The 16273-nt window shown below is 47.2% G+C and carries 16 protein-coding genes; 7 read left to right on the top strand and 9 right to left on the bottom strand.

All coding sequences use genetic code 11. From position 1 onward, the window contains the following. Nucleotides 1-59 precede the first annotated feature (59 nt). Complete coding sequence (gene sugE, locus ACZ5KY_RS05420; protein WP_464242883.1) at nucleotides 60-392, top strand: quaternary ammonium compound efflux SMR transporter SugE; 333 nt, start codon at nucleotides 60-62, stop codon at nucleotides 390-392. 3 nt (nucleotides 393-395) lie between these two features. Here sugE (ACZ5KY_RS05420) and ACZ5KY_RS05415 read toward each other — a convergent pair whose 3' ends face one another. After that, nucleotides 396-1688, bottom strand: coding sequence for a cytochrome c3 family protein (locus ACZ5KY_RS05415; RefSeq protein WP_464242882.1), 1293 nt, complete (start codon nucleotides 1686-1688; stop codon nucleotides 396-398). 435 nt (nucleotides 1689-2123) lie between these two features. Here ACZ5KY_RS05415 and ACZ5KY_RS05410 point away from each other — a divergent pair, with 435 nt between their 5' ends. After that, nucleotides 2124-2732 (top strand): NUDIX domain-containing protein, encoded by a 609-nt coding sequence (locus tag ACZ5KY_RS05410; protein ID WP_464242881.1) that lies wholly within the window; start codon nucleotides 2124-2126, stop codon nucleotides 2730-2732. A gap of 210 nt (nucleotides 2733-2942) precedes the next feature. Here ACZ5KY_RS05410 and extI read toward each other — a convergent pair whose 3' ends face one another. Next, nucleotides 2943-4121 carry a selenite/tellurite reduction operon porin ExtI gene (extI, locus tag ACZ5KY_RS05405; protein ID WP_464244636.1) on the bottom strand — a complete coding sequence of 393 codons (1179 nt, stop codon included), beginning with the start codon at nucleotides 4119-4121 and terminating at the stop codon, nucleotides 2943-2945. 66 nt (nucleotides 4122-4187) lie between these two features. Continuing rightward, entirely contained in the window at nucleotides 4188-6734 is a 2547-nt protein-coding gene (gene extH, locus ACZ5KY_RS05400) for a selenite/tellurite reduction operon rhodanese-like protein ExtH (RefSeq protein WP_464242880.1), read from the bottom strand. A gap of 590 nt (nucleotides 6735-7324) precedes the next feature. Between extH and sugE (ACZ5KY_RS05395) the strand changes: the two genes are divergently transcribed. Both sugE (ACZ5KY_RS05395) and ACZ5KY_RS05390 read left to right on the top strand, forming a co-directional pair. Beyond that, entirely contained in the window at nucleotides 7325-7642 is a 318-nt protein-coding gene (gene sugE / locus ACZ5KY_RS05395; RefSeq protein WP_464242879.1) for a quaternary ammonium compound efflux SMR transporter SugE, read from the top strand. 339 nt (nucleotides 7643-7981) lie between these two features. Next, nucleotides 7982-8590: an NUDIX domain-containing protein gene (locus ACZ5KY_RS05390; protein ID WP_464242878.1), complete on the top strand. Its 609-nt coding sequence runs from the start codon at nucleotides 7982-7984 to the stop codon at nucleotides 8588-8590. 68 nt (nucleotides 8591-8658) lie between these two features. On the opposite strand, the gene ACZ5KY_RS05385 is transcribed toward ACZ5KY_RS05390, so the two are convergent. The 5 genes from ACZ5KY_RS05385 to ACZ5KY_RS05365 all read right to left on the bottom strand — a co-directional run bounded on the left by ACZ5KY_RS05385 (nucleotide 8659) and on the right by ACZ5KY_RS05365 (nucleotide 13180). Beyond that, nucleotides 8659-8973 carry a cupin domain-containing protein gene (locus ACZ5KY_RS05385; RefSeq protein ID WP_464242877.1) on the bottom strand — a complete coding sequence of 105 codons (315 nt, stop codon included), beginning with the start codon at nucleotides 8971-8973 and terminating at the stop codon, nucleotides 8659-8661. Between the two features lie 94 nt (nucleotides 8974-9067). After that, the gene (locus ACZ5KY_RS05380) at nucleotides 9068-11146 is read right to left on the bottom strand and encodes a M3 family metallopeptidase (protein WP_464242876.1); all 2079 of its coding nucleotides are present in this window, start codon (nucleotides 11144-11146) and stop codon (nucleotides 9068-9070) included. Nucleotides 11147-11256: 110 nt separating this feature from the next. Continuing rightward, on the bottom strand, nucleotides 11257-12300 hold the full coding sequence (locus ACZ5KY_RS05375; protein WP_464242875.1) for a KamA family radical SAM protein: 1044 nt from the start codon (nucleotides 12298-12300) through the stop codon (nucleotides 11257-11259). Further along, a complete protein-coding gene (locus ACZ5KY_RS05370; RefSeq protein WP_464242874.1) occupies nucleotides 12297-12740 on the bottom strand; it encodes a MauE/DoxX family redox-associated membrane protein in 444 nt (147 codons plus the stop codon). Before ACZ5KY_RS05370 ends, ACZ5KY_RS05375 begins: the two co-directional genes overlap by 4 nt. Then, nucleotides 12740-13180: a rhodanese-like domain-containing protein gene (locus ACZ5KY_RS05365; protein ID WP_464242873.1), complete on the bottom strand. Its 441-nt coding sequence runs from the start codon at nucleotides 13178-13180 to the stop codon at nucleotides 12740-12742. Before ACZ5KY_RS05365 ends, ACZ5KY_RS05370 begins: the two co-directional genes overlap by 1 nt. 192 nt (nucleotides 13181-13372) lie before the next feature. On the opposite strand from ACZ5KY_RS05365, the gene ACZ5KY_RS05360 reads away from it, so the two are divergent. The 3 genes from ACZ5KY_RS05360 to ACZ5KY_RS05350 are packed head-to-tail and all read left to right on the top strand — an operon-like array spanning nucleotide 13373 to nucleotide 14754. Beyond that, entirely contained in the window at nucleotides 13373-13912 is a 540-nt protein-coding gene (locus ACZ5KY_RS05360; protein WP_464242872.1) for a glycine cleavage system transcriptional repressor, read from the top strand. Nucleotides 13913-13915: 3 nt separating this feature from the next. Beyond that, nucleotides 13916-14413, top strand: coding sequence for a peptide deformylase (def, locus tag ACZ5KY_RS05355; RefSeq protein ID WP_464242871.1), 498 nt, complete (start codon nucleotides 13916-13918; stop codon nucleotides 14411-14413). Between the two features lie 20 nt (nucleotides 14414-14433). Then, a complete protein-coding gene (locus ACZ5KY_RS05350) occupies nucleotides 14434-14754 on the top strand; it encodes a cytochrome c3 family protein (protein ID WP_464242870.1) in 321 nt (106 codons plus the stop codon). Here the strand turns inward: ACZ5KY_RS05350 and ACZ5KY_RS05345 are convergent. After that, nucleotides 14751-16244 (bottom strand): leucyl aminopeptidase, encoded by a 1494-nt coding sequence (locus ACZ5KY_RS05345; protein ID WP_464242869.1) that lies wholly within the window; start codon nucleotides 16242-16244, stop codon nucleotides 14751-14753. The two genes, ACZ5KY_RS05350 and ACZ5KY_RS05345, sit on opposite strands and share 4 nt — an antisense overlap. Nucleotides 16245-16273: the final 29 nt, after the last annotated feature.

The following is a 16273-nucleotide window of genomic DNA, read 5'->3' as shown; positions in this document are numbered from 1 at the left end:
CGTATCATAAAATCAACGCGAGGAGAAAACTCGCCGAGTACATTTGAATGGAAAAAAATATGCCGTGGTTATATCTGATCGTCGCAGGTCTGTTTGAATGCGGATGGGCCATTGGGCTCAAATACACAGAAGGGTTTACCAAGCCTATTCCGTCCCTACTCACTGTTACTGCAATGGCAATTAGTTTGTGGATGCTATCTGTCGCGATGAGATCAATTCCAATCGGTACCGCGTATGCCATATGGACAGGAATTGGCGCTGTTGGGGTGGCGATAATGGGAATGGTGCTGTTCGATGAATCGCGAGATATCATGCGAGTCATGTGTTTGCTGTTAATCGTTGCAGGGATCGTGGGTCTTAAAGTGGTTTCTTCAGCGCAAGGCTCTGCCTAACCATCAAAACAATCTACGTGTTACAGAGTACGCAGGCATTCCGTTTGAGGCTGGAGACCACGCCTCGTAGGTGTGTCCATGATAGTGACAGTTGGTACAATCAACTAAGTTTTTATCTGGCGGTCTATCGTTAACGTGACACGACATACAGCTGTAGCGGCTATTGAATGAGTCATCTAAATCGGAGCGTACAGCATGATGCTGTGGCCGCAAGGAGGTACTGTGACAACGACAACAGAGCTGACGGGTATCTTTATCTCCCGGTGGTAACACTACTGGACCAGCGGGATAATTGGGATCACCATTTTTATCTGCCAGACCATTGACATAATTACGAATCAAAAAAGCGTTGGATGACCCATGTGGTTCGTGGCAATCGGTGCAAACGAGAGTATAGCTGCCAGCATAGTACGAGCTGTAAGGGGTTCTTAGGCCAACACTGCCCGCACTACCACCACCATGTTTTTCGGTATCCCAATCAAAAAGATAAAGGGAACGGTTGAGCGTGGTACTGGGAATTTCTGAAGTACCATTATGACATTCACCGCAAAACTCATTGTAATCGGGCGTTTTAAGAGCTTGTATGGCCCGACTACTGGTTCCACCATCGGGTTCATAGTTATTATTAACATCGTAAGGTTGTTGATATACGGCTGAATCCATCCGCTCTTGGGGTGCATCATCGCCCCATAATTGATCATGTTGGGACGGTTTTGAGATTGCGGCATAGGTTGGCTCACCGGGGTGGCGTTTATTGGCTTTAGCGATGTGAACATTGTGACACGCCGTGCAGGGACTCGTTGACAACTTGAAGGGTACGAACTCAAGGTTTGCACTGGTTTGCCCTGTTATATACTGCTGAATGTCATATAAGTTATGATAGGAGGCTTGGTTAAAGGCTTCGTAAATTCCTGTTGAAGTCGACGGTGCACCACCAAAGTTAACACTGTAATAATCATTGTCGATCCCTCCTGATTGAAGAGACCCCGTTGTGGCGTGACAAAGAAAACACACATTATCTTTTTGCTCATAAGGATTATAGCGCACGTTAGACTTAAACCCTGCACCGATTAATAGAGACGGGTCGGCACTCGCTTTGGGACAGATATTACCACTATCCATACTTGCATGCTGTTCGTGACAGTGGGCACAGTTACCTTCAACATAATGTGCAGAAAGTTCCTGGCGGAAAACCCCATCTTCAGGATCACCGTGAGCACTGGTTGAATACTTCACAGTCGCATGGACTAAACATGGCCAAGATAAAAACAGCACGCACCAAATCAAATTCTTCATCACATCTACATTCCAAATCGTACACGTATCGATTAACCACAACGCACAATTACATCACGATAAAAACACTCACATGAGCCTTTTACCCCACAATTTTCATCAGCAGGGCATAGCGGCCCAATATCAATTTAAAAAACACAGATTCATCACGCCACTTAATTAAGCAACAATCATGCTAACTCACGGCACAAAGAATCAATGAGGTAAATTCTAACAAAAACCCAACAGTGCATTAGTTTCCAAGTAATTCTAACGGTGAATTCAACTCCACAGTCAAAGCCATAAACGCTGGAGCAGAAGCGACCGTTTTTAGCAAAACAACTTGTGCAGCGGTATGTTTTCTAATACTCTTTCACCTCATCACAATCAATCTGATCTCAATGGCGAGCTCAACAACCTCCCCCCCCCCCTCACGCATGAAAGGACCCACCTCAAATGCCAACAGCTACTGAGCCCCAACTGAATGTTGAAATCGTTGATTCAAGTTTCGCCTACTCGGGTTTTTTAAGTATCTTGAAAGTCAGGTTACGCCATGAATTATTTAATGGAGGGATGTCTCCCGTTATCACCCGTGAACTGATGGAGCGCGGCCAAGCAGTCGCTGTGCTGCTCTATGATCAGCAGCGCGACACGGTCATTATGGTGGAACAATTCCGTATTGGCGCTATGAAAGATTCCGATGGAGCATGGTTATTAGAGCTAGTGGCGGGGATGATTGAGGAAGGGGAACAGCCCGAAGAGGTGGCGCGGCGCGAAAGCATGGAGGAGTCGGGCTGTGAAATAAAAAAACTCGAATTAATCGGTAATTATTATGTATCGCCCGGCGGCTGTAATGAACGGATCATGCTCTATTATGCATCGATTGACAGCCACGGACTAGATGGAACCATTGCAGGTGTTGATCATGAATCAGAAGATATTCGTGTGCGTGTATTGCCGTGGGCAAAAATAGAGGCAATGCTGACGGCGGGACAAATCAACAACGCTACGTCACTCATCGGCTTACAGTGGTTGCAGATACAAAAGCTCTCGCAAACATTATAGGTCGCTCGCTCCATAGCTCTTTGAGCAAATAATAAATAAGGCGCCGTGCATAACGCACGGCGCCTTATTGTCTTTGGCTTGCTGTTCACAATCGACTTAGCGTGGAGACGCTCCATGCCGATTATCAATAAAAAGCCAAAGGGATGTATCAGCCTCATCTTACCCCTGAAAAACTCAGGGGTAAGATGGGAAGAGAGGCAGATACAAAGTTTAGAACACCACCTGAATTTGGGCGGTTAAGCTGTCGAAATCTTCTGAAGTTGCTGTCTCGGTATCATACTCTACGGTTGAGTACTCAACTGTCAGCTTCAAGTTCTGACCACGCAGGTAATAATTGATGCCACCACCATACCAGTCAACGTCCTGATCGATCACACTATCAAGATTGGCAAACGACCAACTCTCGGCACGAGCAAAGAACTGCAACGGTGTGTTGGGTAGCATGTAAGCAATTTTGGTGTAACCACCATTTTTTTCACCGGTAATGCCAATAACGCCAGCATCAGGATTCGCGCCTTGATAGGCATCATCGAGATCATAATCGGCATAAGCTGTTGACACGGTAAAGGTACCGATATCTTCAAGTGGGTACTCGAAGAACAGATCAGCAGTCCACGCTTTGTAGTCCACGGCATCTGTTTGATCAACGGTGTTCGCATACGCGACATCTTCTTCTACCGAGTAAGCCGCCCCAATGGTCAGTACTTTTTTCTTACCCATGTAAGTTCCCTTGTAGCCATAGCCTTTTTCAGGATCTAGCAAGCTAACGTGAGCACGGGCAGTGTAGCGGAAATTTGAATCGGGTGCCGAAACAGAATCGTTACGACCATTCATAGCATCAACACGGTACTGAAACTTGTTATCGAACAGGTTGCCGAACACAGCGACACCTTTATCACGGGTTCCAACATAGGGAGCGCGAATCAGTACTGAACGATCAAGCGTCAGCGGTGCTTCGCATGCTTCGAGGTTTTCGCGAGTAAGGTTGTACTTCATCTTACCGGCACGTACCTGAACCGCATTGCTAAATTTATAGCGGATCTGGGCATCGAGCATTTGAAAGTTGTTGCCACTGCCGTCAGAAACAGAGAATGCTCCAACGTTGACATCTTCGGAATATTCGGTTTGAACATAGATACCCAACTTACCGTAAGCACCCATTAGTGCGATGCGGTTACGACGGAAGTTGAACTCTGTTGTATCGTTATCATCGGCACCAGCACCGTTATCGCGCCAATCGAGTTGGAACTGACCTTTGTACTCAAGCTTTAACAGACCTTCATCTTCAGGACCAAAGGTCCAAGTTGGACCAGCAAAAGCAACTGAACTGGTCAGCAAAACGGCACTAACACACAGCAGTAGTGAACGTAATTTCGTTAACTTCATTATCCGTTACCCCTTTTATTGCATCCCTTCCCCGTCCGCAGACGAGGAAGGGTCACATTCTAAATGTAATTAACAACCACCCGAGTAATCATCGCCACCAGCAGAAGGTGGAGTCGATGGAGCAATGGCAGATGCTGAGGAATCCTTATAGGCTTCGTCGGTATTCTCAATCTGATTCGCTGCTTCATCACTTGGGAACAGATTCAGCAGTTCAGCATCAGGGTTGAGAGATTCGATGCCATTGGTGTGATCAGCATTGTAGTTGATAATGCTCATGTAAAGACCATTGCCATCGATATCAACTGCATCAGCAGCCCAAGCGCTGAAATCATCATCAGCGGTAACAAGCAGTCCACCCTTAGCCGCATTGTCCGACATTTGACCCATTTGGCTCCAAGAACCATCGTAGATCATTGTAGGAACGTTGAGGATACCATCCATGATGAGGAAACCCGTTGAAGCTGCGTAGCCACTTGTGCAGTAGGTGATAGCAGGTGCGGCAAGAGTTAAACCATCAATATCAATACCAGCGGCTTCCATTTCAGCTTTGATTGCCGCAGCTGTTTTGAAGCTGCCGTCGGCGTTGACAGCGTTGCCACGACCGTAGAAGGCACCGTTGAGCAACGTACCTTCAAAGACAACAAAGGTACCATCAGCAGAATTGAGACCAGGAGTTGTACCAGTCGAGCTACCATCTCCACGGAAATCGATGGACACGCCACGGTCATCACGTGCAGCATCGAGAACTTCAGACAAGGTTGCACGTAAGTTGAGTTGAACACCCGCCAGATCAGCTACAGAAACTGAGCTTGCACCCGCCGCTGGCGCAGCAGCGTCAGTCAACATTGTTGCATAGGCGTGATTGTAACCGTTAAGCACCTTAATGCGCTCTTTAGGAAAGCCCCAGTAGCGTAGGTTGGTGTAAACACGGTTGGGGAAATAATTGTCAGCCATCTCAGAGGTGGTGATGACAACAGTGGTGTCTTCGTCGATACCGTGATTAGCGAACAGAGCATCCATCTTCTCAGCGGTTAGCAGCATGTTTTTGGTTTGAACCACACCGTCAAGGCGAGTCATACCGTTTTCGCTACCAATATCTAACCAACGAGCACCAGGGATATGGCTGTCAGTGAAGCTACTGCCCATTGATGCATCGAGAATAACGACGCGCTCGCCGGTTGTCTTGTTAACAAGAAGAGCATCTTGCCATTCTTTCAACTTCGCAGCACTGATGAGAACTTCTGGTGTTGCAGTAACACCAGCTGGGAGCATTACTGTGACATGCGCCGGAGCGGCTGCAAGGTCAGCAATTTCCATCTGACTTGCATTGATATCGGTAATGCCGTCAACATCAGAACTAAAAGGTGCAGCTTGAGCAGCGGCATCAATAACCAGTGTTTCAACTGGCAACGGAGTCGACTTAAGATAATCGATGTTGTAACGGTAGCCACCGTCAAGATCAAGGTACTGATCGCTCGACCAAGCTGAACCGACAGGCAATTCGCCTTTAGCACTGCCAACATCGGAGTACATGCCGAACTGAGTCCAAGAACCATCATACAGACGAACTTTACCGCCAAGAATGGTATCAACAGCAAAGAATAACGGTGTTGCCGAATAACCAGAAGTACAGTAGACAGTCGTTACCTTGTCCATGCTCCAGCCTTTAGCAACAAACAGTGCTTCAATATCAGCTTTGGTTTTGAAACGGTAATCACCATTTGCCGGATCGACAAACAGAGACACCCAAGAAAGAGTTTGTCCCCCTTCAGGGTGGCCATCATAAACAACCAAGTCACCATTGCTAGTGTATGCAGGGCTGGAACCAGCACCGGCATACGGACCAGGACGCGCATCGAGGACAACATCGGTATCAGAATCGAGATCAGCGACCAGACCAAGCATGTCACCAACTGACAGACGCAAGTCGCCTTGCAGCTCAGCATCTAAATCACCAACACTGAAATCAGATGCTTCAGGTGTTGGCACATCCATGGTCATCAACTCAGGATGGTCGGCAGCAAAAGCATCATTACCACCGTTGAGCAATTTCAGGTTTTCTTGAGGGAAACCCCAGTAACGGAACATCCAGTACGCACGGGTCGCGAAGTACATGCTGAACTCATCGTCGGTCCACTCTGGAATCCAACTATCCGTAGTGAAAACAATGGTGGTATCCGCATCGATGCCTAACCGTTTAATGACAGAATCAATCTGCTCACCGGTAGCTACCATTGGGAACGCTTCAGCAACACCCTCAACACGACGGGAGCGCAAATCGTTGTTATGAACTCGGCAAGCGCCTTTAATTCGCGCTGGGCCGTCTGCTGGGTTTTCTAAGTCATAAACGCCATAATCAAGGATCACAACCTTTTTATCAAAGGATGCTCCTGCGGCAACTTGACCATTATTAATCCAAGACGCTAAGGTGTCACTATCCACCAGCACACTACTGGCCGCACCATCAACAACGACACTGCTTGTGTCTGCTGGGGTGTCGTAGCTATCGCTACCGCCACCACCTGAGCCACAACCACCAATAACCAGGGCTGCACTCAATGACACAGCTGTCATCAACAACTGCATCTTACGATTAAACAACTTCCCTTTGCTCATGTTGCCTCCAAGTCTCTTACGGTTAAAAAGAGCTGCCCGTGGCCTTGCCATAAAATTTCTAATGACAACGAGCAGCAAAGGATTAAACGCATTGAACCTACATTAGACACTACGGGATCGAGTATCGGGAAAACCCTAATTCTTCCGAAGGAAAACCCTAGTTTTAATAAAGGCGTAAGAGAAGATAAAAACGCAGACGGAGGATGGAAAGTGACTTGGGTAATGACGTTCTTTTAGGATGGCACAGCTCGGTTTTAACGTCATGAAGACATCTTTGATTGTCATAAATAATTTAAACACGTCAGCGGTGACGGTGGAAATTACCCACAAGCAATGAGTGAACATTTAGATAAATTGGAGTAGAAAGTGGATGAGAGTCAGTCTAACCTAGGGATTACGGCAATAACAATCCCCAGCTTCTTAGCCTCTATTTATAAGGGAATCCCTTAATGTCGGTTATTTCATTTCTCAGCCGAGTGCATATCAACATGCTATTCTGACGTAGTCAGAGAGTTAATTCACCAACCAACACAGACGAAAAACGCACCTGCATTAAATTGAAAAGGCAAGTTGAGATGGCGTGGTGATATTTGGTTGTAGCTGGTCTGTTTGAGTGCGGATGGGCTATCGGGATCAAATACACAGATGGAGTTACCAAGTTTATCCCGTCCATGCTCACTGTGTCTGCAATGGCAATTAGCGTTTGGTTGCTGTCTGTCGCTATGAAATCAATCCCAATCGGCACAGTTTATGCCGTATGGACAGGAATTGGGGCTGTTGGGGTGGCGATAATGGGAATGGTGCTATTTGATGAATCGCGGGACATCATGCGAGTCATTTGCTTGCTGTTAATCGTGGCAGGCATCGTAGGGCTTAAATTAGTTTCTTCATTGCAAGGAACCACCTAACTATCAAAACAAGCAGAGGGGAAATAGCTCGGTGTTTCGCGAACACTAAATCAAACTGGTTTCGCATTGCATTTACATCGTGAATCCACCCTCTTTTTAAAACCATCAAACATATCAGCCATAGTGCGGTGACTCGCTCCACTTTATTCACCTAACGTAACAGCGAAAGCCTATTTTTGTACCGACAGGGACTCCTTAACAAGCAATTATTTTCAGCTAAAAAACTTATGCAACGGTATGTTTTCCAATACTCGTCCACCTCATCACAATCAATCTGATCTCAATGGCGAGCTCAACAACCTCCCCCCCCCCCCTCACGCATGAAAGGACCCACCTCAAATGCCAACAGCTACTGAGCCCCAACTGAATGTTGAAATCGTTGATTCAAGTTTCGCCTACTCGGGTTTTTTAAGTATCTTGAAAGTCAGGTTACGCCATGAATTATTTAGTGGAGGGATGTCTCCCGTTATCACCCGTGAACTGATGGAGCGCGGCCAAGCAGTCGCTGTGCTGCTCTATGATCAGCAGCGCGACACGGTCATTATGGTGGAACAATTCCGTATTGGCGCGATGAAAGATCCCGATGGAGCATGGTTATTAGAGCTAGTGGCGGGGATGATTGAGGAAGGGGAACAGCCCGAAGAGGTGGCGCGGCGCGAAAGCATGGAGGAGTCGGGCTGTGAAATAAAAAAACTCGAATTGATCGGTAATTATTATGTATCGCCCGGCGGCTGTAATGAACGGATCATGCTCTATTATGCATCGATTGACAGCCACGGACTAGATGGAACTATTGCAGGTGTCGATCATGAATCAGAAGATATTCGTGTGCGTGTATTACCGTGGGCAGAAATAGAGGCAATGCTGACGGCGGGACAAATCAACAACGCCACGTCACTAATCGGCTTACAGTGGTTGCAGATACAAAAGCTCTCGCAAAGTTTATAGAGCTATTTAGCGGGTCTGTTGGGTTGCAGTACATCCCACTTAATAGCCCTCTTTTACGACCATCATCGTTACGAGTAAAAGATCGCTAACCACACGGTCACAACGTTGGGATCGGTCCATGAGACTCGATGCTTGGTGTGTGCAGGGATATTGAGATAATCGCCCTCGTTAAGCTGAACCTGTCGATCCTCGGCAAAGACAACGGTTCCAGCCCCTTTTAACACCACCACCCACTCATTCTCATCCTGGTCATACCACTCATTTTTGCCAGAGCAGTGCCCCTTAGAGCAGATTCTCTCAATTCTTACGTTGTCGTTTTTAAACAGATCTTCAAATATCTCTTGATCAAGAGTGGTGGGGATTGCTGTGAAAAGATTGTTCATGGTTATGTGCCTCTCTACAATGGAATCAATCAAAGCTTCTTACTCTAGGAGTTTAGATTGTCCCTAAAGATTGGCCAACGGTGCAACACAACCTCTATAGATCTTGTGTTTTCCCTTCAAACCAATTCTGGTAGGCATCGTAGTTCCATTCTCTTCCTAAAAAACCTGTTATTGCTGCTTCGGAATCGGGACCGCAGTTTTCCAAAATATGGGTGCGGTAGCGCTCTCCCAGTTGTTGATCAAAGATCGATTCTGATGACGCTTCAAATAAACTCAAGATATCAACACTGATAACATCGCCAAGCACATATTGATAATAGCGTACATCGGTACTCGGGTTGACGAAATAGGCAACATCATAGAAAGGCTGAGAGGCACTAGAATAAGGAAAGGAGTACCGCTCCAAATTACTCTTTACGACTTCGGCAAGATCGCTCGGCAGACCACCTTGCCAAGCAGTCAGATCAATAGCCGTGGCACTTTTAGCCAGCCGAGAACGCTGAGACTCACAAAAGCGTACAGGAGACTCCCGTTCATATTGCCAAAGGGCTGCAAAGTCAGCGGGAAGTTGATCTAAAGGTTCATCTGGATTCGAGCTTAAAACAGCCTTCAAAAATTCAGGATGTTTCACTAGTTTTTCACAGAACATGGATGGAATTTCTGCAAAATCAGACTGATATGACGAGGCATCTGGTGCCAGCAACATAAAATGCAAGGCATGGCCAAGCTCGTGGCCAAAAGCTCTATAATCAAAAGTGGACATAGTGGTTGTGGCCGTTGTGGATTTAGTCAGGTTTAAGTTAACCACGACCACCGGAACCTGCCTTTCTCCTGAATCCAGCAGTCGTGACGACATAATTTTGCTGCAACTCGCAGAAGCACTAATGTCATCGATCTGATAAGGATCCACTAAAAAGGTGGCAACAGGAGCGTTGGTCATCTGGTCATAGACACGATATTCTACAACATCTGGATTCCAGCCATTCTCCAGCTGACCTGTCTTAACAAAGGACACGCCAACTATTTTCCCGACCAGATAAAGCATACGTTCAAAGGTGTCTGGAAAGATGAATAAATGCGGATTGACTAGTGGCGGAGTTAACAGTTGCGCTTTGACTGTGGAGTAGTAACGATCTCGATTCCAAGCAAAAACCGTTGTAGGAGCCACCCCTTCTGCAGTGGCTTGAGCATCGAGGTAGCGTTGCTCCAATCGCTCAAATGCAGGAGTCGTGATGGCATCAACTTCAGTAATCAAAGCTCTAACATTGGCAGAACTCAGTAGTATCGAATTTGACAATCTCATTGAGGCAAAATCATCATAACCAAACAACTCGACATACGATAATCGTTGTTGCTGAATCATTGGCCACAATAACGAGTTTTCTGCTGCTGCTTTTGAGGTATCTACAGCATGCAATCGTTCTCGAACCGTCTCATCGAGACAGGATCGTGCAAGGGTAAAATAAAGAGGGCTATTGGCATCGAAAATATAATTGCCTGAGGAGTCTGTTGGCAATTGAGCCAGTATCTCTTCAGACAAACAGCTAAACTCCTCAGCAGTAAAGGTTGCCAAAGCAGATTTGGTCACAGCATTGTTGTAGTAGACAAGAGAAACATTCGTTAAGTTTTCATTGGCATCTAATTGAGCCGCTTGTTCTGCTGGTGAATACTCACTGGTGAATATGGCAGACAGATAGTCGGCTGTAGCCTGCTGTCTGGGTGTAGTTGGCGTCAGTTGACTCAGTGCACGCTCAACGACCACCTTCAGCTCGGCGTCCAACGTTAGAGTTACGGTAAGTTGAGGGAATTGCACATAACCCACATAGGCCAGCGCGCGAACCTCAGGAACAGGACTTCGTGTCATAAGCTGCGCGTTATACGAAGTGGCAACCCTAAGATCCATAAGAAAATCATACAATGGAGTGAGGTCATGTTGCCAATCTGGCGATTGTGCGGTGGTAATTTGAACCCGCATCTGTTCTGCTCGTACCACAAAATCGGCAAACCATGCCTCAACCTCCTCAACCGTCGCTGGTGTGACGACTGTCGCGAAAACATTTGCCGGTTCGCTCGATGAATGGCTGCTATCGCTGCAGCCAGTAGCAAGAAGGGTGGATAATAAAAGAAAAAAAGTCAGTAGAGTGTTTTTTATCAATGTTGAAACGTAGCTCATAAAAGGTCCAATCGTTTTATTTAAAAGGCCACTAGCTGCCCTGACATTTTTCCCAAGGAAAGACGATTGATACACCATCACATATCACCGACAGACAGAACAGTCAAAAATTACCATTGCGGATAATCAATTATCGTCCCATCGGCTGCACGTAGTTGCGCCTGCTCGCCCAATTTCTGAACATAGTCGGGGGTGACAGGAACTTTACCGTTGCCACCGGGAAGGTCGACAATATAAGTGGGAACGGCTAACCCTGACAGCGGCCCACGCAATTGATCCATGATGGCGATGCCATCTTCTAAGCGGGTACGGAAATGACCGGTGCCGCAGGTTAAATCCATTTGGTGGAGATAATAGGGACGGACACGAAGACGGTGCAAAGAATAAAATAATTGATGGAGTACCGTAGCGTCGTCGTTGACACCGCGCAACAACACGGTTTGATTGACGACAGGAACACCTGCGTTAACAAGTTTGCGACAGGCATCAATGGCTTCGGCGGTTAATTCTGTTGGATGGTTAAAATGGGTGAGGAAATAGAGTGGTTGATAACGACCAAGAAGTTCACACAATGCTGGGGTGATCCGCTCGGGTAACACTACGGGAGCGCGGCTACCAATGCGTACCACTTCAACATGAGGGATACGCTGCAAGCGGTGAAGGATATCTTCGAGCAAGCGATCCGACATGGTGAGGGGATCACCGCCGGAGAGGATCACTTCGTTGACTTCAGAATGGTTGGCAATATAGTCGATCCCTTTGAGGATATCACCAAAGGAGACCACCATATCATCGCAGCCGACTTTGCGCTTACGGGTACAAAAACGGCAGTAACTAAAACAGCTTCCCGCAACCAGTAACAACACGCGATGGGGATAGCGATGAACCAGATGAGGAACAGGTGACAGCACCTCTTCATTGAGCGGATCGACAAGCTGGCCAGCGTCGTTCGCGAGTTCAGCAAGCTGAGGAATAAACTGCCGACCAAGAGGGTCGCTACTGGTGGAGATTCTTTCTAAAAGATAAGGGGTCAAACGCAAAGGGTAGCGCTGCGCCACTTGAGCCAACTCACTCGCTTCCAGACCAAAATGGTCGGCGAGTTGTTGTGGATCGGTGATCGAGTTTTTGTGCTGCGCTAACCACGGTTCCATCATGCTTGTACCTCTTGTTTATCAACAACATTATCAGGGGGTGTCAGCAACAGATAAAGGGAGAATGCTAACAGGGCAATGGCGCGTAATAGAGCCACTCCCACTGATGACCATGCTCCGGCGCTGGAACCAAAACAACCGCAATCAATCGACAGGCCGCGCACGGCAGCGGAAAGTAGAGCGAGACAAAACGCACTACACATCAAAATAGACAACCAGATTGCCGCTCGTTGCCACAGGCCCGATAACAACAACAGTGCCGTATAAATTTCAAGATAAGGCAATACCGCTGCAACAATAAAGTTTACCATTTGTGGCATGAGATCATAACGACCAATGGCTTGACTAAAGGCGTTCACGTCGAGAGCTTTGGTCATACCAGCGTAAAGAAAAACCGCTGCCAACAGCAGCCGTAAAACGGTTACCACACGTGTTGTCGTCATCACTCGTTCTCCCCCTGTTGCCAACCAGAAAAACCTGCTTCGTAGAGATAAATCTCGCTAAATCCAGCTACATATAGTGCCTCGCCAACGGTGAAAGAGTCGGTGCAATCAAAGCCACTGCAATAGACCACCACCTGTTGACGGTTCAAGCAGCAATCGACGAGAGCCTTCAACGCTTGGAGATCACCCGCGGCAACAGAATACGCTGTTGGGATATGAGCCAACTGGTACTCGTCATGTGAGCGCGCATCGACAATCAAATTGCCGTCATTCTGCCACTGTTGCACAAATCCACGTTCAACAGGTTGCGGCGCATACGCTTCAGCAGCATGAATTTCGGCACTATTCCACAGAATAAAAAGTGACGAGCCGTGCACAACAAGCCCCGTAATGACAGCCAAAGCTACAATCAATGCTATTTGATTTAAAAGTGATTTCATAACCAACGGTCCTATGCGTATGGGTGGGGAAAAAACCAACACAATTCCGGTAAACCACTCTTGCGAGAATTGCTCTTTAAGCCGTGCGGCATGGTAACAAACACCACCTCCATTGACAATCACGACTTGGTTAAGCCAAGTTTGCATGATATATTTATTTTTAACTTAAATAGAATCTACTTGGAGGAACTTATGCAACACTTTGCCTTAACCATCATTGGCCGAGATCGCCCCGGCATTGTTTCCAGTACCGCTGAAATTATCTACAAAATAGGCTGCAATGTTGCCGACTCAAGCAACAATATTCTTGGTGGTCAATTTGCCATGATCCTCATTTTATCTCACCCTGAGATTTCAAGCATTGAAGAGCTGGAGAAAGCCTTTCAACCTCTTGAGGAACAAGAGCTATCGGTATTTATCCGCGCGCTTAAACCTGGCGGAGAAACCCGCCCTGACCTTCCCGGCGAGCTATGCATGATCTCAGTCTATGGTTCAGACAAGCCCGGCATTGTCTATGAAGTAACCAAAGTTTTAAGCGACAACAGTATTAATATTCTCGACCTAAACACTAAACTCATCGGTTCGAAAGAACGCCCTGTATATGTCATGATGTGTGAAACAGTGTTACCTGAAAACCTTGATACGGATGACTTAAAAGCGATAATGAATACCTTGAAGGAGCAACTTCAGGTTGATATCTCGGTACGCACTGTCACCCCAGTGGAGTTGTAAACGATGGCTGAACGCGAAGTATTGGTTTACCCCGACCCGCGCTTAAAAGAGGTGTGTAGCCCCGCAATTATTGGCAGCAGTGATGCCAATGAGGCGATAACGGACTTAGCCGACACCATGTATGCTTCGGGTCATTCAGTTGGCATTGCGGCACCACAAATTGGTATCTGCTTGCGTGTTGCGGTGGTTGATGTATCGCATAACAAATTGGGCAAAAAACACAACCACGGTTTAATGGTACTGGTTAACCCTGAGATCATTGAAGCCAACGGCAGCAAAGTGATGCGCGAAGGGTGCATGAGCGTTCCGGACTATACTGGTAACGTGGAGCGCGCGCGTGAAATTGTGGTGCAATACAGTAATCAGGATGGTGAAAATCAGGTGGTGCGCTGTAAGGGTTTTGAAGCGGTGGCCATTCAGCATGAACTGGATCACTTAGATGGCTTGCTGTTTCTAGATCGTGTCAGTAACAGCAAAGAAGATATTTTTAAGCGAAAATAAGAACAATGACGAAACAAAAAATGGCAAATTGTCGAATCTGCATCTTAGTGCTCATCATCTTCACCTTGGGGAGCACTCCTGTCGAGGCGCTGCGACTACATAGTCGCAGTGGTGATGTTGACTTCAACCATGAAGAACATAAGATGTTTGTTGATTGTCAGGTGTGCCACCATAAAAAACGGGAGAGTTGCGCGAACTGTCACCCCAAAAGCAATGCTTTGGGCCGTTCGCGCATCTTCCATCTCCTCTGCCGCAGTTGCCACGCCCAAAAGAACAACGGGCCAACGCAATGCGATCAGTGCCATATCCCATGTACCCATAAAGAACTTGGTGACTGCTAACAGCGTTGTTGTAAGTACTCAACAAGCAGGCGAACACCAACTCCCGTTCCACCAGTGGGTTGCCCAGCTCGGCCTTTATCTTCCCAAGCGGTTCCAGCAATATCAAGATGCGCCCACGGCGTTTCACCGACAAATTTCTGCAAGAATGCCGCTGCGGTGATGGTTCCCGCTGGCCGACCACCAATATTTTTCACATCGGCAACACTACTTTTAATCTGCTCGGCATACTCTTCAAACAGTGGTAACGGCCACAGTCGTTCATCAACGCATTCACCCGCCTGCTGAAGATCATCAACCAAGGTCGAGTCGTTGCTGAGAATGGCACTGGTGTGATGACCAAGAGCAAGGATACAAGCTCCTGTCAGGGTGGCTAAGTCGATGATGAGTTCAGGATTTTTGTGTCCGACCCATGTTAATGCATCGGCCAAGATCAAACGCCCCTCAGCATCGGTATTGAGAATTTCGATGGTTTTCCCTGATAACGAGGTCACAATGTCGCCTGGCCGGGTCGCGCGGTCAGAAGGCATATTTTCAACGGCAGGAACCACACCGATTACATTGATGGGCAGCTCAAGACGGGCAATGGTCGCCATGGTGGCAATCACTGTTGCGCCACCGGCCATGTCCATCTTCATCTGATCCATTCCTTCACCGGGTTTCAGCGAGATACCACCACTATCAAAGGTGACCCCTTTGCCGACCAACGCAATAGGCTGCTCATCCGCTTCACCACCATGATATTCGAGAACAATCAAGCGTGGCGGGCAGATACTCCCTTTTGCTACCGCCAACAATGCGCCAAAGCCTTGACGTTCTAACTCCCTTTGACCAAGTACCGTACAGGTTAGATCTAGCGGCCCAGCTAAATTCCATGCCGTCTTGGCTAGAAACTCGGGAGTTTTAACATTGCCAGGTTCATTGACCAGATCGCGTGCCAACCACACACCGCGACTAATCATCTCTCGCTGGCTAAGCGCTTGTTGCACAAGGCTGACATCTTCATCGGCAACACCATTAAAGCTACACTGAATATCGCACGGTTTTTCCTTCGTTTCATCATCGGTTTTATAACGATCAAAACGATAAATTTCGAGTAAAGCACCATCCCACAACCAATCGACCAGGGTGGTCACATCTTGGGAACCAATACTCTGAAGGTCAAATGCCCACTTTGTCAATTTACGCTGACATAATTGCTGTGCCGCTAACGACGCTGCGCTACGGTAATGCTTGGCAGTGCGCTTTTCTTCCTCACCCAAACCAACAAACAATAATCGCCGACAGCGCTCATCGCCATGAACCAATAGAGTTTGCTTATATTTTCCTTCAAATTCACCATCGCTGCTGATTCGCGCTAAGAGGTCGGCATCAAGGTAAGGGAAATCTGTGCTCGCCAGAGTCGCCCAACTTTCCTGTGTCAGAGGGAAAATGACGCAATCGACAGAATCTGCCGCGAGTTCGTTACACATGCCGTTAACGGTTATATTCATAGTTTCCCCTTAGGAGTTTTTTTAAAACA

Source organism: Desulfuromonas svalbardensis (assembly GCF_055389415.1).
This window is presented reverse-complemented; position numbering and strand designations above follow the sequence as displayed.